The sequence below is a fragment of the Methanosarcina baltica genome, assembly GCF_055394095.1.
In genome coordinates this window covers 1,000,844-1,023,235 of sequence record NZ_AP042463.1, presented here as the reverse complement: position 1 = coordinate 1,023,235, position 22,392 = coordinate 1,000,844, and the positions used below count along the sequence as shown (strand labels likewise).

At 45.7% G+C, this 22,392-nt stretch carries 23 protein-coding genes and 1 tRNA gene; 5 read left to right on the top strand and 19 right to left on the bottom strand.

The features are described from left to right. Window positions 1-46: 46 nt before the first annotated feature. The 4 genes from ACZ5QV_RS04430 to ACZ5QV_RS04415 form a co-directional block, all read right to left on the bottom strand. Window positions 47-973, bottom strand: a complete 927-nt coding sequence (locus ACZ5QV_RS04430; RefSeq protein WP_464601405.1) for a S16 family serine protease — start codon at window positions 971-973, stop codon at window positions 47-49. A 281-nt stretch (window positions 974-1,254) separates the two neighbouring features. Then, the gene (locus tag ACZ5QV_RS04425) at window positions 1,255-2,298 is read right to left on the bottom strand and encodes a decarboxylase (RefSeq protein WP_464601404.1); all 1,044 of its coding nucleotides are present in this window, start codon (window positions 2,296-2,298) and stop codon (window positions 1,255-1,257) included. 79 nt (window positions 2,299-2,377) lie between these two features. Further along, window positions 2,378-3,331 (bottom strand): deoxyhypusine synthase family protein, encoded by a 954-nt coding sequence (locus tag ACZ5QV_RS04420; RefSeq protein ID WP_464601403.1) that lies wholly within the window; start codon window positions 3,329-3,331, stop codon window positions 2,378-2,380. A 450-nt stretch (window positions 3,332-3,781) separates the two neighbouring features. Then, window positions 3,782-3,919, bottom strand: coding sequence for a hypothetical protein (locus tag ACZ5QV_RS04415; protein ID WP_464601402.1), 138 nt, complete (start codon window positions 3,917-3,919; stop codon window positions 3,782-3,784). Between the two features lie 328 nt (window positions 3,920-4,247). Here ACZ5QV_RS04415 and ACZ5QV_RS04410 point away from each other — a divergent pair, with 328 nt between their 5' ends. Together ACZ5QV_RS04410 and iscB (ACZ5QV_RS04405) are read left to right on the top strand one after the other, a co-directional pair. Next, window positions 4,248-4,373 (top strand): hypothetical protein, encoded by a 126-nt coding sequence (locus tag ACZ5QV_RS04410; RefSeq protein WP_464601401.1) that lies wholly within the window; start codon window positions 4,248-4,250, stop codon window positions 4,371-4,373. A gap of 286 nt (window positions 4,374-4,659) precedes the next feature. Continuing rightward, the gene (gene iscB, locus ACZ5QV_RS04405; RefSeq protein ID WP_464601400.1) at window positions 4,660-5,880 is read left to right on the top strand and encodes an RNA-guided endonuclease IscB; all 1,221 of its coding nucleotides are present in this window, start codon (window positions 4,660-4,662) and stop codon (window positions 5,878-5,880) included. Between the two features lie 364 nt (window positions 5,881-6,244). Here iscB (ACZ5QV_RS04405) and ACZ5QV_RS04400 read toward each other — a convergent pair whose 3' ends face one another. The 13 genes from ACZ5QV_RS04400 to priS all read right to left on the bottom strand — a co-directional run bounded on the left by ACZ5QV_RS04400 (window position 6,245) and on the right by priS (window position 16,770). Next, on the bottom strand, window positions 6,245-7,516 hold the full coding sequence (locus ACZ5QV_RS04400; protein WP_464601399.1) for an ATP-binding protein: 1,272 nt from the start codon (window positions 7,514-7,516) through the stop codon (window positions 6,245-6,247). A gap of 932 nt (window positions 7,517-8,448) precedes the next feature. Continuing rightward, window positions 8,449-8,531 (bottom strand) — tRNA-Ser (locus ACZ5QV_RS04395). A gap of 171 nt (window positions 8,532-8,702) precedes the next feature. Continuing rightward, on the bottom strand, window positions 8,703-9,986 hold the full coding sequence (locus tag ACZ5QV_RS04390; protein WP_464601398.1) for an endonuclease Q family protein: 1,284 nt from the start codon (window positions 9,984-9,986) through the stop codon (window positions 8,703-8,705). Between the two features lie 73 nt (window positions 9,987-10,059). After that, window positions 10,060-10,743 carry an HNH endonuclease gene (locus tag ACZ5QV_RS04385; RefSeq protein ID WP_464601397.1) on the bottom strand — a complete coding sequence of 228 codons (684 nt, stop codon included), beginning with the start codon at window positions 10,741-10,743 and terminating at the stop codon, window positions 10,060-10,062. Further along, window positions 10,700-11,125: an RNA-guided endonuclease IscB gene (gene iscB / locus ACZ5QV_RS04380; protein WP_464601396.1), complete on the bottom strand. Its 426-nt coding sequence runs from the start codon at window positions 11,123-11,125 to the stop codon at window positions 10,700-10,702. The genes ACZ5QV_RS04385 and iscB (ACZ5QV_RS04380) overlap by 44 nt, the downstream gene beginning before the upstream one ends. Further along, window positions 11,122-11,280, bottom strand: a complete 159-nt coding sequence (locus tag ACZ5QV_RS04375; protein ID WP_464601395.1) for an RRXRR domain-containing protein — start codon at window positions 11,278-11,280, stop codon at window positions 11,122-11,124. The genes iscB (ACZ5QV_RS04380) and ACZ5QV_RS04375 overlap by 4 nt, the downstream gene beginning before the upstream one ends. 491 nt (window positions 11,281-11,771) lie before the next feature. Then, window positions 11,772-12,542, bottom strand: a complete 771-nt coding sequence (locus ACZ5QV_RS04370) for a proteasome assembly chaperone family protein (protein ID WP_464601394.1) — start codon at window positions 12,540-12,542, stop codon at window positions 11,772-11,774. Between the two features lie 154 nt (window positions 12,543-12,696). Next, window positions 12,697-12,867 (bottom strand): RNA-protein complex protein Nop10, encoded by a 171-nt coding sequence (locus ACZ5QV_RS04365; protein ID WP_464601393.1) that lies wholly within the window; start codon window positions 12,865-12,867, stop codon window positions 12,697-12,699. Window positions 12,868-12,873: 6 nt separating this feature from the next. Beyond that, window positions 12,874-13,680, bottom strand: coding sequence for a translation initiation factor IF-2 subunit alpha (locus ACZ5QV_RS04360; RefSeq protein ID WP_464601392.1), 807 nt, complete (start codon window positions 13,678-13,680; stop codon window positions 12,874-12,876). 56 nt (window positions 13,681-13,736) lie between these two features. Then, complete coding sequence (locus ACZ5QV_RS04355; RefSeq protein WP_464601391.1) at window positions 13,737-13,925, bottom strand: 30S ribosomal protein S27e; 189 nt, start codon at window positions 13,923-13,925, stop codon at window positions 13,737-13,739. 6 nt (window positions 13,926-13,931) lie between these two features. Then, window positions 13,932-14,210 (bottom strand): 50S ribosomal protein L44e, encoded by a 279-nt coding sequence (locus ACZ5QV_RS04350; protein WP_464601390.1) that lies wholly within the window; start codon window positions 14,208-14,210, stop codon window positions 13,932-13,934. A gap of 444 nt (window positions 14,211-14,654) precedes the next feature. Then, a complete protein-coding gene (locus ACZ5QV_RS04345) occupies window positions 14,655-15,560 on the bottom strand; it encodes a DNA replication complex subunit Gins51 (RefSeq protein ID WP_464601389.1) in 906 nt (301 codons plus the stop codon). Then, window positions 15,550-16,770 (bottom strand): DNA primase catalytic subunit PriS, encoded by a 1,221-nt coding sequence (priS, locus tag ACZ5QV_RS04340; protein WP_464601388.1) that lies wholly within the window; start codon window positions 16,768-16,770, stop codon window positions 15,550-15,552. Before priS ends, ACZ5QV_RS04345 begins: the two co-directional genes overlap by 11 nt. A 426-nt stretch (window positions 16,771-17,196) precedes the next feature. Here priS and ACZ5QV_RS04335 point away from each other — a divergent pair, with 426 nt between their 5' ends. Next, on the top strand, window positions 17,197-17,589 hold the full coding sequence (locus ACZ5QV_RS04335) for a hypothetical protein (protein ID WP_464601387.1): 393 nt from the start codon (window positions 17,197-17,199) through the stop codon (window positions 17,587-17,589). 5 nt (window positions 17,590-17,594) lie between these two features. After that, a complete protein-coding gene (locus ACZ5QV_RS04330; RefSeq protein ID WP_464601386.1) occupies window positions 17,595-18,101 on the top strand; it encodes a caspase family protein in 507 nt (168 codons plus the stop codon). On the opposite strand, the gene tnpC is transcribed toward ACZ5QV_RS04330, so the two are convergent. Continuing rightward, entirely contained in the window at window positions 18,075-19,547 is a 1,473-nt protein-coding gene (gene tnpC / locus ACZ5QV_RS04325) for an IS66 family transposase (protein ID WP_464599339.1), read from the bottom strand. The genes ACZ5QV_RS04330 and tnpC overlap by 27 nt on opposite strands. Window positions 19,548-19,788: 241 nt before the next feature. Here tnpC and ACZ5QV_RS04320 point away from each other — a divergent pair, with 241 nt between their 5' ends. After that, window positions 19,789-21,027, top strand: coding sequence for a formylglycine-generating enzyme family protein (locus ACZ5QV_RS04320; protein WP_464601385.1), 1,239 nt, complete (start codon window positions 19,789-19,791; stop codon window positions 21,025-21,027). A 938-nt stretch (window positions 21,028-21,965) separates the two neighbouring features. Here the strand turns inward: ACZ5QV_RS04320 and ACZ5QV_RS04315 are convergent. Then, the gene (locus ACZ5QV_RS04315) at window positions 21,966-22,349 is read right to left on the bottom strand and encodes a hypothetical protein (RefSeq protein ID WP_464601384.1); all 384 of its coding nucleotides are present in this window, start codon (window positions 22,347-22,349) and stop codon (window positions 21,966-21,968) included. Window positions 22,350-22,392: the final 43 nt, after the last annotated feature.

Here is a 22,392-nt window from a genome sequence, read left to right as displayed (position 1 = left end):
TTGGGGAGGACGAGAGGAGAAGAAGAGAAGAGGAAAAGAGGTATTCTCAGGCCGCATAAAGCAGGATATCCTCTATCGAGGTCACGTATTCGACCTTGATGCCCACGTTTTCCTCGATAAACTCCTTGGTATCAAGGACCTCGGGCTTTCTCTCGGTTATGGTAAAGCCGTTAAAGTCCCTGCTGATGAGCCTGTAGCGCACGATCTGGTTGTTTTCCGCAGGCAGGAGCAGGAGCTTTTTACCTCCTTCCTTTGCGGCCTGCGCTTTTTCAACCACGCCCCCAATGGGCCCGACGTTTCCCTCGCTGTCGATGGTGCCGGTCAGGGTCACACTTTCGTTGAGTTCCGTCTCGTTAAGGGCGGCAAGCACGAGTAGGGTCATGAGGGCTCCCGCACTTGCTCCGTCTACGGCCGGTACTTCGTCTTTTGCCGTGATGCTGAAAATGGTGTCGCTCCCGATGAGGCTCGTCCCTGCCCGGGACTCGGCAACGAAAACAGCCGTATTTGCCGCATCCTGGAAGACCACCCCCATAAGTGGAGTCGTCTGCACAAGCACTCTCCCCTTCCCGGGCCTGACCTCGGCCGAGATGTTGATCAGGGCCCCTTCTTCCAGGATTTTTTCCCGCACAAAGGGACCGACACTTTCGGTCTCTATCGTCTGGAATACCGCCGGGGCCTGGAGGGCTGCAATCCCCTCTCGGCCCACAGGGCAGCTGTCTATCCCGGATTCGAGTTCAAAGACCCGGTCCCGGTAGTAATCGAGCTGGGCTGCGTAAGATTGCAGGGAAAGAGAATCCTGCAGGACTTTTGTCTCCAGACCCTCGTTAGCCTTTTCCAGGGAATTGATGCGGGCCTGTATCTCCTGGAACTTTTCTTCCGGGGCTGCTTCTCCGGCAGGTGGCTCTTGCTGGATAAGATAGACATTTGCAAGCAGAGAAAGTATAAGCAAAAAAGTAATAGTTTTTGTTTTCATTTCGGCCCTGTCCCCCCTTCTTTTACCCCTCTTTTTTAATCACTTTGTCCTGCCGGTACTTATTCCTTACCTCCCCGAGTTGCGCTTCCCGAGTTGCACTTCCCGAGTTCCGCTTCGGGAGCACGGTGTCCGTTTCGCTCGCTGCGCGAGCTCAAGCGGACTATAAACCTTATTTTGGAGAATTAAACTTTATTTCGAAGAAACTGGCTAAAAAAACCATACTAACCTTAATGGCGTATTCCCTTCGTTCTTTTCTTTTGCTTTAATATCCTTGATATTCCTCATTCAATAATTTCCGTAGGAATTTCTTCGAGGTCGCAGAAGTTGGAGGAGAAGTTGTAGGCCCCGGCGTTGATAAAGGTGATCTGGTCTCCGATTTTCGGTTCTTTTTCAAAGTAGACCCGGTACCTGAAGAGGTCCATGGAACAGGGGGTGTAGCCCTTGATTACGTAGGGTTTGCCGCTTTTGTCTTCCAGCTCGTTTTCTATGAGCAGTTTGGCGGGTACCAGGATTGCGTCCATATCGGAATTGTAGACCGAGGCGTTGACCATGATGTTGTTTTCGTATACCCCTGTCACGTAGGTGATGAGTTTGCCTGCGGGGGCTGCGATGAACCTGCCGGGCTCGACCATGAGCTCGATTCCCTGGGCATGCAGCCATTCCCGGAATTCCGTTATGCGCTTGAAGATACCGTCGAGCACGTCGGCGTTGCTGTTGGCGTAGCGGGCCGGGAGGCCTCCACCGATGTTCAGGAGGTCAATGGTTTCAAGGGTTTCCGGGGTGAGCACGGCTTCGATGTCCCGCTGGAGTTTCCATTCACTGACGTTCTGGGTCTTTCTATGGAAGTGTACTCCGAGTTTTTTGAGGGAGGGGTGCCCTTTAAGTTCTGCAATCCGCCGGTTGATTATTTCGGAGGGCATACCGAAGACGAAGTAGCGTTCGGTACGGATGGAGTTTTCCTTGAGTTTGAGCCGGAGGGATAGGGTTATTTTCCAGGGTTTGTTTTTCAGGGCCGAGAGTAAAATGTCCAGATCAAACTCATTGTCCACGACAAAATGCCGGATTCCCTGTCCGTAAAGTTCGGCAATCTGCGCTTCGCTCCAGCCCTGAGCCAGGAAAACGACCCGGGATTTGTCCCGGATGTGTTTGAGTTCGTTTGGCATGTGGACGCTGAAAAGAGCATCGGTATGCTCTTCGAGGATTGGGGTTACTGTCGGGTTTGTCTTGGAACTGTAGGATACGACATCCGCAAGCTCTGCGGCCTGCCGGTATTGATCGATTAAGACTTTTTTCGATAAGGTGAATTTAGGGGATGGGATACTCATATTGATGACCTCCGTGATTGAGCTTTGCCGCGCTGGCCTTTTGATCTTCAGCTTTGATCTTAGCTTTGATTTTTGATCTTTATTGATCCGTGGTCGGTTTAAGAAGTCCTTCTTCCTGAAGTTCATCCAGGGCCCGCATCATGGCAAGCGGGAAGGTTATGGTTACGTCTCCGATTACGGTTGCAACGTCGCTTTCGTCCTTTACCTTGCCCCAGGACTTTGCCTCGTTTGTGTTTGCGCCGGACATGCTCCCTGAGGTCCGATGGGCGGTTGTCATGTAGACGGCGTATTCCGCACCTCCGTTGAGGAGGGTTGCAAGGATGGCGTGGTGCTTTGAGATGGAGCCCCCAAGGGCGATTACGCCTTTCCTGTCGTCCTGGCTGGTTACAAGGAGGATGTTTCCGAAGTCCTTTACGACATCAACGACAAAGTCGGGGTGGTCCTGCTGGAAGAGGTAGAGGTGAAAGCCAAAGGCCCCGTCTGTTATTGCGGGACAGAAGATGGGCACGTTGTTTCTTGCGGCCTGGTAGAGGATGGAGGCCGGGTCGTTTAGCATGAATCCGATTTCCCGCAGGAGGTCCGAGACGGCCCAGCGGGGCTTCTTTTCATAGAGCTTCTTCAGGATGTCGGACATGAGGTCTTCGAAGTTCATGTAGCTCTCGTTTCTGATGAGCAGGTTTCCGACTCGGTTGATGCCCTGCTCGTGCAGTTCGACATCGTCTGCCTGGAAGTTCCCGATCTGGAAGACCTCCCCGGTAGCCTTCATGATGTCTTCCTCAAGCCCTCCAACGGTCGTTACGATGATGTCGGCAACCCCGAGCTCAATGAGCTGGGCGAAAAAACCCCTGAGGCCTGATGTGACCATATTAGAGGTAAAGGTCAAAAAAACCTTTGCAGAATCCTTTTTCATCTTCACGATAACTTCAGAGGCCCTTTGAAGTTCGACGCTCTGAAACCCGATATGTTCGTAAAAATCGACAAGTTCGGAAACACGTATTCCATTTTTCCATCTTAGATCTTTAACCTGTGACATTGGTAATCACCATTTAGAAGAAAACGCTGTTATGAAAAGGCAGCTCCACTGCGGAAAGGTAGCTGCACTAAGGAGAATGTATAATTATAGAAATTAGAAGCCAGCACCATTGCTGGCACCATTGATAGAAGGTGACCTCCCTGGGGAAAGCCAGCAGGTCCACCTTTAAAGATTTGAAACTTGATGATTGCATGAATGCTTTATTATTTATATAGTTCCCTGAGTTTCAAAATTGGATTAAGAACATGGGTCGTTCAGTCTTGAAGCACACAGGGGGTAAAAAATCTAAATGATTTAATGTAAAAAAGTTCAAAATCAAGATGTCGAGTTATTTTTAATTTCGTCTCTCATAGCGTTTTCCGTTTCAAGGAAACGGGAAACAACCGTTCACAGATATAAAGAAAAAGCGGGAAAAGCAGAGAGACTTCCTCCTGCTTTTCGATACTTATTTTACCCTGAAATTTTTTTTTTTTTTTTCTCTTCTTCTTCTGCAAGCTTTACTTTTTTGCCGCAGAGGTCGCATTTTCCGTCTTCGGTGATGCTGGGCTGCTTGGGAGCTTCTCCCCCGCAAATTCCGCACTTTACCATAAGCTTTCCACCTCCTTTTTCCCCTTTCCGGGTTTTGGGGCCCGGCTTAATTCAACCATCTATTGAATGGTTATTATATATTTGATTGGGGTCTTAATATACTGAACTATGTGTCGCTTTTTATCCTTTTTCACTCTTTGAAAAAAGCATTTGGTTCCCTTTTCTAAGATGGATAACTACACTCATCTTTTCAGATTTAAACCGGAGCCCCACAAATATCCGGAAGCTATTTCAAAATAATTTGAACTATTTTTATATACCAAAAAATCCCTATAATATCATACAGGTTAACCCCATTAACACTCAAAATAAAAGTATATAAAAAGGAATGGGCAACATGAGAATGCTTGAAGGATTTTTCCCTGAGTTCACCGAAAAGCTGGACGAAATCGACCAGCTCTATGCCGAAAAGCGAACAATCGGTCAACTACCCCCACCTAAAACCTTCGCCTAACGGCTCAGGTTTTAGAGGAAGGGGCTTGTTTCGGCAAGTCCCTGGTTGACCAGATCGCCAGTAAGGAGCTTTGTAATACTGGCAGCCGATACGAAAGAATATTATAGTTACCCTGGAATGCCGCCTCAGTTTCAGGCTCTAAAGATGCTGGTTAAACAATCCTGAGAGGTAGGGACAGTGCTTGCATCATACAAACCTTTCAGTATCAGATCGAGAGGAAGCCGGATTTGGTGGGTTGACTCCACAGCCCCCAATACGCATAACTCCAAAAAAGGAGGTAAACTCTATGCTAGTTTACGTCAAAAACCATACCGGAAAACCACTAATGCCCTGTAAACCCTCAAAGGCAAGAAAACTTTTGAGCGAAGGCAAGGCAAGGGTTTTGAGAACCATCCCCTTTACTATTAAACTGCTTTTCGGAAGCAGTGGGTACACTCAACCCGTAATAGCAGGCATAGACTCAGGCTCGAAAGTTGTTGGCTGTGCTGCTATTGCTAACGGAAAAGTGCTCTATCAGTCAGAAGTTCAGTTAAGACAGGATGTTTCTAAAAAGATGGATCAACGGAGGATGTACCGAAGAAACCGGAGAGGCCGGAAAACAAGGTACAGGCCCGCAAGGTTCAATAATAGGGCAGCTTCGAGGAAAGAAGGAAGGCTAGCCCCTTCAATCAGGAGTAAGCTGGAGTCCCATATAAGAGAAAAAAACTTTGTGGAATCCATCTTACCGGTTACAAAGTGGAAGGTCGAAACGGCTTCCTTTGACATTCACAAAATAACGAATCCGGAAGTTTCAGGTATTGAGTATCAGGAAGGTCCACTGAAGGATGCCTACAACGCCAGGGCTTTCGTACTGGATCGGGACGGGTACACATGCCAGCACTGCAAAGGTAAATCAAAGGATAAGCATTTGCAGTGTCACCACATAATTTTCAGGACAAATGGAGGCCCCGATACTCCAGAGAACCTTATTACTTTATGCAAAACCTGTCACCAGGCCCTCCATGCAGGAGAGTTTGAGTTAAAGAAAAGAAGATCGAAAACCAAACATGCAACCCACATGGGTATTATCAAAAGCCAGCTTAAAAAGTCAGATTGGGAGTTTGAGGAATATTTTGGTTTTGAGACCAAGTTTAAGAGAGAACAGTTTTTAAAACTTCCAAAAACCCACTATAATGATGCTGTTGCTATCTGCTGCGAGGACGGGCAAACGGTAAAGTTGGATAATACGGTTTACTACAAAAAACACGTTTCAGCTGGAGACTACAAGCAGACAAATGGTGCAAGATCAGAAAAGAAGATTCCAACCGGTAAAATATACGGGATTCGAAAATTTGATCATGTAAAAACAGTTAAGGTGGAAGGATTTGTAAAAGGCAAACGAGCAAGCGGCTTCTTTGCGATTCAAGATATATTTGGTAATGTAATATCAAACAGTGTCAATGTAAAGAAAAACTGTACTCGCCTATGTGCGAGAACTACAACTTTAATCCAGGCAGTGAATGTTTGAACGCATTCCTCCCCCACCTGCCAGTTCCGCCAAAGCCGGAACTGTCGAGGATGGGGACCCCCCTGCTGAGGTAAGATGAAAAGACCTATCAGTTCATCTGCTTTGCCCTTTCGATCAAGGGCAGGTCAAAACCCTGCGTCCTGAAGCATTTCAAAGGAGCTCTCGAAGCCGGGGCCACGGTTAAGGAACTTTCTTATATCTTCGCCCTTGTCATGCGGGAAGCCGCAGGTGCTGACGACTGCTGGACCCATGACGTGATCGGGGACTGGCGGGAAATCCTCAAAGGCAACATTTCCTGCGGCTGTGTGGGAGACGAAAAGGAATAAGAGTGCGAAAAAATGGTATGAAAAGGCCCTTCCAAAAATTATTTTTTTAAAAGCCACTTCCAGACAGGCCTGACTTTTATCTTTTTTCCCCGGACAGTTTCTTCGAATTCATCGTTTTCCGTGAGAATCAGGCCGGATTCCAGGCCGTAAGCTTCGAGAGCTTCAAGGAGGCCACCATACTCTCTTTCCTTCGTGTTATGCAGGGTAACGGTTACTTGGATTGCTTCTATTGGTCTTTTATTCTCACAAACTATGAAATCACATTCCTGCTTATCTCGGTGGTAATAAATTTCCAGGTTTCTCCTCATAAGTTCGAGAAATACCAGGTTTTCCAGGAGTTTTCCCCGGTTCCGGGAAAAGCTGAAGGAGATAAGCTTTATGAAGGCCGAATCGATTACATACACTTTTTTTGGGGAATATATCTGCTTTTTCAGGGAATAGGCATATTTTGGGATGGTGAAGACCATATAGGAGTTTTCAAGGTATCCGATATAATTTTTGACCGTATTTGCGCTTCCCAGTCCCAGCATTTTTTGCAGCTTACTGTAGCTTATTTTGGAAGTGTAATTGGAAAAAATATAGAGCGAAAGTTCTCTGAGGGCCTTTTCTTCCCCGAGCCCGTAGCGGACCAGGATGTCTCTGTAGAGGATGTTGTCATAGAGGGTTTTTAGTATGTCCGCATTTTCAAAACGCAGGTACTCAGGGATGCCTCCCTTTTCCATAAATTCATTGAAGGCCCCCTTTATAAGTCCCCTGGCCTCAGTTAGAGTTTCTTCCGGGTCTTCCGGAATCTCCATATCTTTAAATTCCAGAAACTCCCGGAATGAAAATGGAAACAGTTCCAGGCCGACGTAGCGGCCGGTCAGTCTGGTACCAAGTTCCCGGCTCAGGAGAGAGGAATTTGAGCCTGTAATGATGAACTTGAAACCCCTGTCATACATCCGCCGGACGAAGCGCTCCCAGCCCTCAACGTTCTGAATTTCATCAAAAAAGAAGACCCTACTCTTCCCGAAAAGGGATATAAAAGTCTCATAAAGAAAGTTAAAGTCCCCTACCTCAAAATCAATCAGGCGCTCATCTTCAAAATTGAGGTAATAAATAGGCTCATCCCTGTAAAATTCCATGCGGATTTGCCTCAAAAGAGTGCTCTTTCCAGAGCGTCTCATACCCGAGATTACGAGGGCATGGGGAAGTTTCAACAGTTCTGAAACCTTTGCGAGGATATCCCGCTCCACAATCTTTTCAGGCCGGAAAGCTTCAAAATCGGCTTTTTGCTCGTCAAGTATTTCTTTTAACTGCTGTGCATCCATTTTATCGAGGGCCCCTTTTCTCTGAAAATATATTCTTCCGGATTCTTTCAGAAAATATCTCATTTAGAATGAGATATTGTTTAATAAATACCTTATTTAGAATGAGATCTATTTAATGTAATTAATCATTCTGAATGAAATATGTATCTATCTTCGGAAGAAAGGGGATCTCTTCTTCTATTCGAAGGGGGTGTTGGAAGGAGTAGTTAACGCATGATTTTTTGCTTCCTGGCCCCATAAAATATGGGTATGTGTTTCTTCAATCCTTTTTCTTTGCCGGACAACCGGTTTTTTGTAAGGTTTCCTGTTTTGAAAAACAGGGTCGATGAATGTACTAAATGGGGATTGAGGCTGCTTGAGGTTCTTTTTCCTAAAATCAGATAAAAAGCCGGAAGTAAATGAATACGAGAATTGCAAGAATTGCAACTGTGAAGGAGATAAAGCCAAGCAATCGGATCACGAAATCGGATGTTTTTATATCACCTTTCCCGCTGCGGTCAAAGTATTTTAGCAATATTTGGTCTTTTCTGGATACCAATGGTTGTTTCCCTCCATGTTCTTTTTTAGTTCCGAGATTCTGGGCCGGGTTAATTTCGTATAAGTTGTATTTCATATGCCGGGGGCCTAAAAATACTTTCCTTTTTTCAAAAGCTCGGATCCGTTAAAACCAGTAAGTGTGGATTTACTGTAAAATACTGTAAAGGGAATTATTTTACAGTAAATCCCCATTTCCCATTTACTGTAAAATAATCCCTTTTATGGCACTTTACAGTAAATTTCATACCTCTTATTTCTCTGAATAAACACCAGATTAAAAACGATATTTCAGAAAACTCGGTCCCATTCGAAATTTCAGGAATCAACTTAACTGCGCTGAAATACCAAAAGCAAAGCTCAGCCTCTGCAAAAACATAACTAAAAAAGGTAAAAAGCGCCCAGAGCAGGATTTGAACCTGCGCTCTTCCAGGAAGAAGTGGTTTTCGAGACCACCGCCTTACCGCTCGGCTATCTGGGCCCGGAATATGCGAATGTCTTACAATGCCCTCTATCCGAAAATAAATCATTCCGAAACTGGATTGATTGAATAAACTTAATCTTTTATATAGCTTATTCTCGAAAGTCCGGCCCCGGATTCCAAAAACCGGAAATCAAAAACCGCCCCCCGAAAATCAAAAGTCAAAAAAAGTCAGAAATCAAACAGGGACTTCTGGTCCGTGGGCTTCCCGGCATTTTCGGCCCCGGTTTTTTCTTTCTTTGCACCCTTTTTCGGCCCGTTTCCTTTCTTCGCTTTTTCAGGCCCCGGTTTCAGGTGTTCCGGCAGTTCGACCCGGCCGTACTGTCCGCCTCCGCCGGCGTGTATATTGACGTCCCCTACCCGGAAGGCCAGAACCGCTTGGACAATCCGCTCGTCCACGATTTCGAGTTTTTCAGGTTCAGCGTAAACCAGGGCCTCGACCTCGTTTCCGAAATGCTCGGCAAGAGTGTTCCAGGCCGTCTGCACCCCCTTTGTTCGGATGCTTGCGTGTCCGAGGGCCATCTGGATGATTTCCGCCAGAGGGATCAGGTGCAGATAGGGGGGCCGGTATTCCGGATGCCTGGGCTCCTCAAAATCCGCAAGTTCGGCCACCCGATCAGCCACCCCTTTCTTAATCAGGCCCCTGCATTCCGGACAGCGCCAGCGGTGGCCCTCTGCTTCCTTCTGGGTATAATGGGCAAAACACTTGATACAGGCCGATTTGTTGTACTTTCCCTCCTGCGGGAAAAAACCGACATTCAGGGTCGGGCCAAATCCCTCTTTCCGGAGGATGGCCTTTTCAAGGCCCTCGAAACTGATTTCCGGCAGCTCGAAGCAGGTAAACTCCCGGGCCAGTTTGTTGGTCCAGGGGGAATGGGCGTCGGAGTTGGATAAAAAAGTCAGGCGGTGGAGTTCCCCTATGCGGTCAGCGTAATCGCTGTCAGCACTCAGGCCGAGTTCCAGAAAAGAGATATAATCAGTCATGTCCCCGTAGCAGCTTTTAAGAGAATTGTGATAGGCGTAAAGGGCCGTCCAGGGGGTAAAAGCGTGGCAGGGGCCGATCAAAGCTCCGAGATCCTTTGCGATTTCCGCAAGTTCACAGCCGTCAAGTGCCACGGTAGGGCGGCCGTCGGCGGCCAGGTCTCCGAATCTGTCCAGGCGCTCGGCCAGCTCCTCGGCTTTTGAAATCGAAGGGAGAATCAGGAGGTGGTGGACACGTTTCCTGTCCTCTATTTCCGTGGTGGGTATAAAAAAAGTGTTCCCGATCTGGATTTCTTCATCGGATTGGGAGGCCGCCTTTATATTGGCAAGCCACTTTGGGTGGACGCAGTCTCCGGTGCCTACCAGGCCAATTCCTTTTTTCGCGGCTTCCCGGGCAATGGTGGGAAGTTCCATTTTATCGGAACAGGCCATGGAATACTTTGAGTGGAGGTGGAGATCTGTATTGACTTTCATCTTACCTCAGCAGGATACCCCTTCCTCGACAGTTCCGGCTTTGCCGGAACTGGCAGGTGGGAGAGGAATGCGTTCAAACATTCACCGCTTGGATTAAAGTTGTAGTTCTCGCACAGAGGCGAATACAGTTTTTCTTTACGTTGACACTGTTTGATATCACATTGCCAAATATATCTTGAATGGCAAAGAAGCCTGTGGCTCTTTTTCTCTTCACAAATCCAGTGCATTTAACTGTTTTTACACGATCAAATTTTCGAATTCCGTATATTTTACCGGTTGGAATCTTCTTTTCTGATCTAGCACCTTTTGTCTGCTGGAAGTCCCCGGCAGAAACGTGTTTTTTATGGTAAACCGTATTATCCAGCTTTACCGTTTGTCCGTCCTCGCAGCAGATGGCAACAGCATCATTATAGTGAGTTTTAGAGAGCTTTAAAAACTGTTCTCTTTTGAACTTGGTCTCAAAACCAAAATTTTCCTCAAACTCCCAATCTGACTTTTTAAGCTGGCTTTTGATAATTCCCATGTCAGTTGCATGTTTGGTTTTTGATTGCTTTTTCTTTAACTCAAACTCTCCGGCATGGAGGGCCTGATGGCAGGTTCGGCATAAAGTAATAAGGTTCTCTGGAGTATCGGGGCCTCCATCAGATCTGAAAATGATGTGGTGACACTGCAAATGCTTATCCTTTGATTTACCTTTGCAGTGCTGGCATGTGTTACCCATCCCGGTCCAGTACGAAAGCCCTGGCGTTGTAGGCATCCTTCAGTGGACCTTCCTGATACTCAATACCTGAAACTTCCGGATTCGTTATTTTGTGAATGTCAAAGGAAGCCGTTTCGACCTTCCACTTCGTAACCGGTAAGATGGATTCCACAAAGTTCTTTTCTCTGATGTGAGATTCCAACTTACTCCTGATTGAAGGGGCTAGCCTTCCTTCTTTCCTCGAAGCTGCCCTATTATTGAACCTTGCAGGCCTGTACCTTGTTTTCCGGCCTCTCCGGTTTCTTCGGTACATCCTCCGTTGATCCATCTTTTTAGAAACATCTTGCCTTAATTGAATTTCTGACTGATAAACTACCTTTCCGTTAGCAATAGCAGCACAGCCAACAACTTTCGAGCCTGAGTCTATGCCTGCTATCACGGGCTGAGTGTACCCACTGCTTCCGAAAAGCAGTTTTTAGTAAAGGGTGTAGTTCTCAAAACCTTGGCCTTGCCTTCCCTCAAAAGCTTTCTGGCTTTTGAAGGTTTACAGGGCATTAGTGGTTTTCCGTTCTGGTTTTTTATGTAAACTAACATAGAGTTTACCTCCATTTTTTGGAGTTATGCGTATTGGGGGCTGTGGAGTCAACCCACCACATCCGACTTCCTCTCGATCTGATACTGAAAGGTTTGTATGATGCAAGCACTGTCCCTACCTCTCAGGACTGTTTAACCAGCATCCTTAGAGCCTGAAACTGAGGCGGCATTCCAGGGTAACTATAATATTATTTCGTATCGGCTGCCAGTATTACAAAGCTCCTTACTGGCGATCTGGTCAACCAGGGACTTGCCGAAACAAGCCCCGTCCTCAAAAACCTGAGCCGTTAGGCGAAGGTTTTAGGTGGGGGTAGTTGACGAGCTGGGCCCTTTTTCAGGAACTGTTTCCAGGAGCTTTTTTCAGGATGTTATCCGAAGTTATTATCCCTGGTCATTTTCAGGATGTATTCTCAGAAAGTATTTTTATGAATTATTCTCAGAAAGTATTTTTATGAATTATTCTCAGAAAGTATTTTTCAGAAAATCCTGTTTCAGCCAATGTAACGCAGGTCTTCTTCCGAAGGAATTTCGACTGTTGGCTTTTGCATCTCTTCCTTTTCCTTCAACTTTTCCATGATGCTTTCCATCTCTTCTACCTTTTTCTCAAGGGAGGTCGTGTCAACATTGATCTCAAGGATCCGGCAGACCAATTTCAGGAGGTTTTGGGCGCTTTTTGGGTCCATCAAGTAGCCTGGAGTCATGCCCATCAAACAGGCTGCGTCGATATCATTAAAACGGCTGAAGGCCACAAGCAGGCCTGATGCCCCTACAATCCCGCCGCTTGGCTCGGATTCCCGGAACTCGACGCCGTAGTTCTTCATCTCTTCGATCAGGTCAAGGCTATTGGCCACACCGAGAACAACTTCCTCATGGACCAGTTTGCCGGTCGGGTAACCGCCGAGGGTATAGATCCTGGAGACCTTGAGGTCGGCTGCGAGTTTAAGGTAAAGGGTGCAGAGTTCGTAATGGCCCTGAGAGGTCGTACTTTGATGGTCCCCCACAAGGAAAAGCACGTCATTTTCGTTTGCTTTTCCCAGGTAAATGGAATTGCTGACCGGCCTGACCGTACAGTCCTCGTTTACCAGGACCTGGGGCGGGAAATGAGGTGAATATATTTCAAAAATCTTTTCAGCACCCAGTTCATCTACCAGATGTTCCGTCACCAGTTTACCTACGAGGCCCACACCTGGAAGCCCGACAATCATGATCGGATTTTCAAGTTCGACTTCTTCTTTCATACGGATAAGCGTACTTTCCTGCATCAGTATCCCTTTTTCCTTTTCTCTGCATGGTTCTCCCCTGCTTGGAAATTCCCTGCAAAAATGAGTATGATATTCTTTGAATAATGGGCAAAAAAAATGGAAGTATGCATTGCACTTTCATGTAAATGGAAGTACACATTGCACTTTCAGACTATTAAGTTTTATTTGCCTTCCCTTTTTTTGCCAGTCTGCGATACCTGCCGTATGGGTCAGCAGGGGAAAAACGAGCGGGGTGGGCAGGAATAATTGTTCCCCCACAGGCTGGACAAATTTCCTTGAGGGTATAACTGCCGCATTCCTTGCATCTTTGGATTTTAAATCCCAAAGGGCATCACGCCTTTTCGGATTCGATGTGCCTCTTGAAGATCCCGTCTCCTCCAAGAGCCGATATGGTGTCAATTGCCGCCTGGGCGGATTTCCTGAGTACGGCTTCTGCCTTCTTGTAATCCGGGGCAATAACCTTTATCCGGTACCTCGGGGCTCCGGTGTAGCTTACCTCGAGCCTGACGTCCTTTCCGTCAACGTCCTCAATGCTGTCTGCGGCGGTCAGGGCTTCCTTTATGGTCTCGATGCCGTTAGGCAGGCTGCTTGTCAGGTCCACGTAGCCTGCGATGTCCACGAAGGGCAGCTTGATGTTCACGGTCGCAATCTTTATGATGCTCTCGATTACATCCGCGTTGATTTCCAGAGCCTTAAAGGCCCTTTCCCCTTCGATTGCGGCTTCTTCAAAAGCTGCGAAACCACTCCCGAACTCGTCATAGAGCCTGTCCCGGAGGGCCACCATGGTATCGTTGTCAGTTCCGGTTTCTTCAGCCACGAACTGGAGCCATTTGTCGGCTTTCTGTTCGTTCTTCCATTCCTGGATTTTGGCGCGTCGCTGGTGCTCGTTTACGTCTTTTAAGGAAATATCTATGTGGCCGCGGGAGATGTCCACGTTCAGGACCTTACAGACGACTTTCTGTCCCTCCCTTACATAGTCCCTGACGTATTTCACCCAGCCTGCTTTGATTTCGGAGATGTGGATGAAACCTTCCTTTGCTCCGAACTCTTCAAGCTCGACGTAGGCTCCGAAATCAGTTACGTTCTTTACCGAGCATACTACGAATTCCCCGATTTCGGGCCAGTAATCGTTTCCCATTCGTACCACTTCCTCTTTCTGATGTTTATAAGTCCGTTCCACTTTGCAGGAAGTACTTATTCAAGTACTTCAAGAATGTGGGTGGTAATCGTAGATTTTCCGCCGGTAGACTCTGCAAGGGTTCTTCCGCACACGACACAGGTGACCTTGCGGCTTGCGCTTCCGAAGATGATCTGCTCGTTTTCACAGTCGTTGCACTTTACGCGCAGGAACCTGCTCTTTGGTCTCTGGATATACTTGTTCACGTTTTATCACTCCTTGAATTCGAATTTCTTTGCCCGGAAACAGGGTCTCTGATGTGCTTTCTTGCATACGGTGCAGCGGTATCTGAGTGCGACACGCTTCGTAGGCTTGTCTCCACCAGGTACCTTGGAGAATTTTCCGCTGTTCCCTATACCGGACTGTCTCTTCTTCTGTCTTGCAATGCGAGTCAGGGAGGAAGCTTTGCCTTTCTTAACCCTTTCTGCCACATGCTCGGTGTGGGTCTTGCAGAAGGGGCAATAAGTCCTGAATTTTTTTGGAATCTTCATATTCTACACCTTTTATTATCTTTTTGATTGTGAATGTGCCTGGCCGACACCCCACAGGTTCCGCATCCCGCAGGCTCGGTTTCTGGCCCCGATATCTTCAGGCAAAGCCTTCGATATCCAGTATAATTTTATTATATACTGTTATTATATACTAATTCTATTCTGTTATTAATACGCTAATAGATGGCGAATCTACAGCTTTCTTAAAATCCTGGGAAGACCTGATAGGGAAGCCCTTAATTTGATGAATCTGATTAGTATATTTCGAACCTTTCCGTCGAAAATCCGTTCTCCGGCAGTGGCAATCTCCGGAATAAGCGGATACGCTGATTCAGCTACACAGATAGAGCTACCCATATATATAACTAATATATTGCGAAACCCCTGTCCGCCCGCAGGCCCGGAGCTTTCGGACAGCCTTCCGGCAGTCTTTATGACTGGTTTTCAGGCCTGCCCGGATCCGGATATTAATTTTGCCGCTTTTCGCTTCAGGAGTACGTTAGCGTTCATCTGCGGCAGGGCTATAACGTCTTCGGTTTTTACCGTGTAATTCCGACCGTCTGCTCCCGTGAAGGTGGGCAGGTCTTTCAATATTCGAACGAGTACGAAGTCTTTGTTTATATCATTTTTGCCAGATTCGGCCCCTGCTTTATTTCCGGCCTTTATAGTTCTGGGTCTTCCGGTTCCTGTTGCTTCCGTCGCTCTTCCGGTTTTTCCGGCTCCGTTGGTTTTTCCAGCTCCGTTGGTTTTTCCAGCTTCTTCCTTTCTTCCGGCTCCTCTGGTCCCTGTCTTCACAGGTTGTGGGCTCCGGGTCTTATTCTGGGAGATGTCCTGATTCTTGAATATATTCTTACCCTGAAACAGCTCCGGATTCCGGGAAGGGCTCTGACTTTGTTTTCGCCCCGCTCCGGTTTCTTTCCCATCTCCCGCAGACTGAGGCCAGGAAACCGGCTTCCCTGCGTTTTCAGGGTTCAGGACAGGCCCGAGCATCTCGTGTTTCGCGGCCGCGATTCCCTCAAGCACCAGGTCATAGAGCCGCTTTTCCACGGGGAGCATTTTTTCCAGGTCCTTTGCAATCGGCCTTTCCGAACGGGCCTGACCCTGGTTCTTTGCCCGGGTGATGACCTTTTTGATCCGATTCATGAAGAGAGTCTCCAGGTCGGAAACCGCTCTTTCGGTCTCGTCTTCAAGCAATTTTGATTCGGGGGAACGGCGGTTGTTGATTTCCAGGATTTCTGCTTCGAGTTTCCGGACATAATTTGCAGCATCCTGGTAAAAATCCGCCGGGATAGAGTTAAGACTCTGGCTGTTTTCCCTGGCTAGAATTTTGCTGATATCGTCACTGTCCATATTCGGCCACACCTCGGCACATCAGATACACGGCTGCATACTCCGGAACTTCCTGTATTCCTTCTTCCACTCTTAAATCCTCGCCCTTCAACTGCACGGTAAATGGCTTTGAAACCGTAACCTTCACAGCTTCCCCTCCAAACACAACGGCATCTTCCAGGGGCCGGAACCCTTCAAGCTCTGACAGCTCAAGTTTTTTCACCTGCATCCCCGATCCCCCATGCAGGGACCCGGGCACTCTTATCAGGCGTTTAATGTCTCCGGTTACGGGTTCATCAACGCTTGCCCCGAAACTGGTCCTAAAATCTTCCTTTGATTCCTGCATAAAATATTCCGCAATTTCCTTAAAGTTTCGCACGTCAAAGTCCAGCCTGCCCTGCTCCAGGATGTCTTCAAGGGCCCCTTCGTTCTGTGCGATCTTGATTATTTTCTTGACCTTGCTCTCCCCTATATCCTCGTTTTTCCGGAGTTCGGGGAACATGTCTTTTTTGTATCTCTTCTCAGTTTCCCCTCTCATATAGTCCGTAAGATACCGGGCAATCCTCTTCCCCCAGCCCGCTTCGTACCCCACAAGCGTACACTTCAGAGGCACGTTCTTTTGCCCCATATAACTCTTCGACCCGGACCCGAAGTCCCCGTCCATGGCAACGTCTTTGAAAAAGTACCTGAAATCCAGGTCTCGCCCGCTGATGTAGTTTACAATCTCTCTCCGCTCCGAACTGTCCAGCCCCAGGACCTTCGGGCTCCGGACATGGAAGTGGTAACCTCTCCCCCCCGAAAACACAAGTTCGAGCTCGTCCTCCGAAAACCCGAAGTCGTCAAGCAAAAAGTCGAGCAGCTTGAGTGTCTCCTTCCTGACATGCTCGAGCATATCGGCATAACTATTGGGGGCCCCCGGCAGGTGGTCTGCGTCCAGGTCAAAAATAAGCTCGGCCCCGAGCCAGTTTTTATCTATCATCTTCCTAGCGCTGGGGTACTCGTAGTAAGCCGTCGAGTTATAAACGTGAGCTGGGGCCATTGCCCTCAGGTAATCGAGGGCTTCACCCGGAGAGCCGAAGGACTTGTGCCTCCGCATAAACTTCTCTGGCATATCATCATAGAGAATAAAGGCCCATTCCCGGTGCGGGAGGTGGTCCGGAAGGGCTATGGGGGCGGTTTTATAATAATCCTGAAAACGGGATTTTATAAAGCGTATGGTTCGGTCGTTCATGGTTTTTTAGTCGGTTGGGTTTTTTGGGGCTTTTTGATTCCAGGAGTTTCTTATAATAGTGCAGATGATATTTTACTTTTGGCTATTTGATAATTTCTGAAAAATAGTCCGGTAGTTTTTGATTGTAGCCCGGCTTTTTGAAGAGGGTATGTATTATATTATACTTTTCTACAGGCTGGACCCTTTCGAGCGGGTGTCGATGGTCCGGATCTGGGGGGTGGAAATAGCGTCTTTAGTCTGTCCCGTCCCCGCTCCTCCAGTGTGTCCTTTTTGTTGCCATGTTGTTTTTGAAATCCTAAATGAATCTAAAACTGAATAGTTTAAACGTATCTGACTTTGCAGATCAACCGGCCGGAATTTAAATAGTAAACTATATACCAGTCAAAGAAAATTTAAGGTATTGATTGTGGAATAGTTGGTGGCAAAATGCAAGAATCCTTTGATATATTCGACTTCCAAATAGTTTTGGAATCCGAGGAATTTGAAAAATCTCCTGACTACTGGCAAAAACAGTATTTCTTACTCTATAAACAACTTCACAAAAATGTATTTGAAGGTTCGATAGAGCCACTCACCTGTGAGTGTAAGGTGGGAGATAAATCAGGCATAGATACCTTATTTAATATTCTTGTAGCCAGCGGTATAACGTTGAAAGCATTCGATAGAATGTTTGATGTGACAAAAGTCTGGTTGAAATATCGAAATTCAGCAAAAGTTATCCTGAAATACGAAGATGGAAGTACACTTGAAATAACAGATCTGCCAAAGTCTGAAGCTTTTGAATTGATAAAAAACCATCAGCAAAGACTCAATGAGTAAGCATTATGGCCGGAAGAAAACTTGGGATTGTCATAGGTACAAATGAGTATTCTGACAGCAAAATTCCCAATTTACGTTTTGCAGAAAAAGATGCAAAAGAAATTAAAAATATTCTTCTTGACTCTGATATCTGTGAATTTGATGAAATTGTGGGATCCATAGACAAAACCAGCACGCAGACTTTTTGTGAAATTGAGGGATTGTTTAAAAAAGCGAAGTACGATGATTCACTCCTTATTTATTTTTCAGGGCATGGTGAGCCTGACTCGCAGCATGATCTCTGTTTGTTGTTTAACAACACTAGAATAGATCGGCTGCTTGCTACTTCGTTAAACTACTCAATGATCAGGAAATGTATCGATGCTTCAAAATGCGAGACTATTATTGTAATTCTTGATTGCTGTTACAGCGGGGCTGCAGGCATAAAAGGTAATAATTTAAAAGAAATCGTAACTATTCAGCCTACTGATAAAAAAAGCATAGTTTCAGCTAATGTTGCAACTATCGGATAATAGCGGCGCTCCATTGAGCGCCGCTCGAATAGCATCCATGACATTCAAGCTATTCTTTCTAATAGTGGATATGTATCCCCGAATTCTGCAGAAAGCTACCGCTCCTTCGATGCTTCGGAAAGTTCCCGAAATCTTCTGTTGTAGCTTCATCATTCTGATGTCTCGCTCTGCTTGATTATTATCAAATGGAACTCTCAGGTCATTGAGGAATTTCAGAATCCTATCCTTGTATTTTATGAACCTATCAAGGAGATTCTTTGCTTTTGTTTGTGCTGGTCTTCCTCTTTTTTTAACCTGTTTTGAGAGGTCAGGAGGTGGATTTTCTTCAATTCCCTCTTTAATTATTTTATCGTATATTTCCTCGAATGCCCTGACTTTTATTGGATCTATTGGAATTTCCATTTCTCTGCATTCGTCGGTATATTTTTTTACTTCACTCAGAAGTTCATTTACTTTTTTAGCCCATTGCTGCTCAAAATTCTCTTCAACTCCAGTGAGGTCCCTCTTAAGATGAGCATTGCAGAGAGCATGTTCACATCCATATTTGTTGTATGATGCCCAACCATCATGAACTACTACCCCCTTGTATTCTGGAAGAAAACCCAAAGCATTCATTGCCTCTGATCCTCTTTTTGGATGTACAAAATAGTATGTCCACAGACTGTTTGAAACAACATGGAGCCACCATTTTGTCCCTAAAACCCTCATTCCTGTTTCATCACAATGTACAGAATAGGCTACCCGTAGATGTTCGAAAACAGCTTTTTCGAAAGGTTCCAATTTCTGGAATAATTCCTTTTCAGCTCTTTTTATGGTAGCAGGGCTGATACGTATTCCATAAAAGTCCTCTGACAAATCACAAATCCGTTTATAAGGAATCAATTGAAAGTTCCTTAAATATACAAGAGAGGATAAAAGGCGAGGTCCATATTGAATAGGGAATTTTATAGAGTCTGGAAAAGTACCTTTGTTTATTTTCCCACAGTGAGGGCATTTCTTGGACTCAGCACGATGTTCGGTAAATATGATGTTCACAGGAGGAATATCAGCTTCTTGCCTGCGTTCACAGTCCCGAACTTCAGTATCTTCAAGATCATGACCACAATTTTCACAGCAGTGAGGGGAATGAAATATTATATGGTCAGGATCCCCAACCATTTCGAAAGTACTTCCAGAATGACCTTTTTGACCACCAGGTTTTTTCCCACTTCTTGTGCGGCTACTCTTAGGTTTAGGTTTTTCATTCACAAAAACGTCAGTAGAAGGAGGTTTACTGCTGTTTTGGCTGTTTTGATTTAGACGAGCCTCTAAAACCCTTACACGTTCCTCAAGTTCAGCAATTTGAGAAGCCTGTTTCTCTATGATAGTCTCAAGTCTCTGAATTACAGCAACGACTGCTTCAGGGCCTTCTTCATAGATTTCAAGAATCTCTTCACGTGTAAGCATGATACTGAAGAGATAGAGTTATTTTATATGCAATTTTTCCTCGAAACGAGGAAAAATTGCCTTTGTTCAAAGTATGGCTGAATAGTTACAAGAAATCTTTGCCAAGCCTTCAGGTTCAGGTACGGTTATACTATCTGCATCCAGTGAATTTGATGTAGCCAAAGAGGATGAAAAACTCGAACATGGTGTTTTTACACATTATCTGGTCGAAGGACTGAGGAGTGGGGCAGTTGCAGGCGATATGAACGGGGACATAGATCTTGTCGATTTGTACACTTATGCTCATGAAAAAACTACAGCTAGCCACTCCCAAATTCCTTATCTAAAAGTGGAAGGTGAAGGCAAGATCATTATTGGGAAGAACCCCTTGAAGGCTAAAGAGAAGGAGTTCATTCGGAAGAAGAACAAATTGGTTAAAAAAATCAGAAGAGAACTCCCTATTGGTGTATATGATAAATCTATGAATGCTCTTGTTGATGCCTATGAAAGACCAAAAGAATTAACAGAAAATGACGAAGAAATAAGGAGTTCTCTGGAGGATCTTCTGGCTGACAGAATGAGTGTTAGGACATATATTCATACTGTTCGATGCTACTTAGAAAATGAGGATATTGAAAAATCATATGTTCTGGAAAAGTATCGGGAACAAGAAGTTCCTAAAATTTTCATCAGCCCTTCCACTGGGATGGAATTTATATTAATCCCGGCAGGCGAGTTTGAGATGGGTTCTCCTCTTGATGAAAAGGGCAGGTATGACGATGAAAGTCCGGCCCATAATGTACAATTTAAGAATCCTTTCTACATGGGCAAGTATCCAGTTACTCAAAAACAATGGGTGGCAGTAATGGGCGACAATCCTTCCAATTTCAAAGGTGATGATCTGCCTGTTGAACAGACATCATGGGACGACGCTCTAGAATTTATTAAAAAGTTGAATGAGAAGGAGAAGAATGATAAATATCGTCTTCCCTCTGAAGCTGAGTGGGAATATGCCTGCAGGGTTGGTGCAACCACTAGATTTTATTTTGGTGATGACGAGTCGAAACTTGGAGATTATGCTTGGTATGCAGACAATTCCGGTGGTCAGACTCATCCACTTGGTCATAAGAAGCATAATCCTTGGGATCTTTACGACATGCATGGTAATGTCTGGGAATGGGTTCAGGACAAATGGCATTTTGATTATAATGGTGCTCCTTCTGATGGTAGTGCTTGGGAAAATGGTAGTAGCTCTGACCGTGTTCTTCGGGGAGGTAGCTGGAACGATAACGCCAAGGACAGCCGGTCGGCAATCCGCAGCGGGCACGCCCCCTGCATCCGCTACAACTTCGTTGGCTTTCGCTTGCTGAGTTCACCGTCATGCCAGAAGCTGCACCCGTGCGTCGATGGTGACCAGACCGCAGTCCTGTGCCGGTGTTTACCGGACGAAGACAATCCGGAACCGCTGCCTCTGGTAGGGCTAAATGCCAATGAATGCTGAAGTTTCGAAGGCGGTAGCGGTTTACAACATATGGATTTTTTTTCTAAAAAGAGTGTATTCAATAATATTTTTGCAGGAAGTTTGATGTTTTCTCAAAGCCAATCAATATAATAGTGATATTTCTCTACAACTTCACTTGCTGAGGGGATGGGAAGTTCTGGCATGAGAAACCTCAATTGTCGTGATCAGGATGGAGCTTGCAGCCGGAATCTGAACGTCCTCATCTTCGAGGTAGAGTTCCGCAGCCTCTTTTAGGTTCTCGATGATTACTGATTTATATTATGAATACTGTATTATTTTTATGAGATGAGGCTTTGCTTTAAGGTATATCTGCATAGTAGGACATATGCCATGTCTAATATCAGCGTTCTATCCTTGAGATAGAATGTATTGATAGAGATCTAATCCAACCATTGAGGGGTAATCCCTTGTGGGTTATTAAAAAGGCATAGACCTATTACAAAATGCGGAGGTATAACTATAAGCGATACGACCATGATTGTAATCTGCATCGCATATATTGTTTCGTTATTAGCTAAACAAAACAATATATGAATGACAGATCTCAAAGTATCGCCTCATCTCTATTTTACTCAATGATGTTTTCATAAATCAATTTGATTTTTAAGAAATGAAGTTTTTGCTATTGAATATAAGGGCTTCCTCGATGGTTTCCCTCTGGCTTGCCACGTCAAGTTCCGGACACTAGGAGACGTACCATTTTCCTTCTTTGTGAATCACGGCTGAAAACTTGTAGGTCTCTTCCATAGTTGAAAATAGGTTGTGTGGGTTAAAGATTTTCTGAAATCATATTTGTTCCTGGAAGTCAAGCAGGTTCAAGCTTCAAGCCGTTGTTTTTGTAAATGCTTCGAAACACTTCAAAGGTGGTAGCGGTTCTAAAAACCATATTTCACTCAGGTTGCCGGTGTTTTTTTCATCTAGTATTTTGTGCTCATGTCACGAAAAGGCCGCAGCGCAGCTGCGGGACAAAACAGCCAGAAAATACGCCATTTCCGGCGGCCCGTTTTTTCAATTTTCTTTTCATCACTCCTTTCCGGCTCCGGAATAATTTCCTGAAATTTCCAGAGAATCACAAGCAGTCTGATAGGTTCACGTTCCAAATATCCAAAGCAACCTAATAGTCCGCTTGAGCTTGCGAAGCGAGCGAAACGGACCGCGTGATATTGCGATTTCATCGCAACTCCCAGGAAATCTTCGATTTCCTGTGATCCCGAAGCGCAATTCGGGAAGCGCAGCTGCGGGGCAAGACAGCCAGAAAATACACCATTTCCGGCGGCCCGATTTTTCAATTCTCTTTTCATCACTCCTTTACACGGGGCCAGTGAACTCGGGGGGTACATAAGC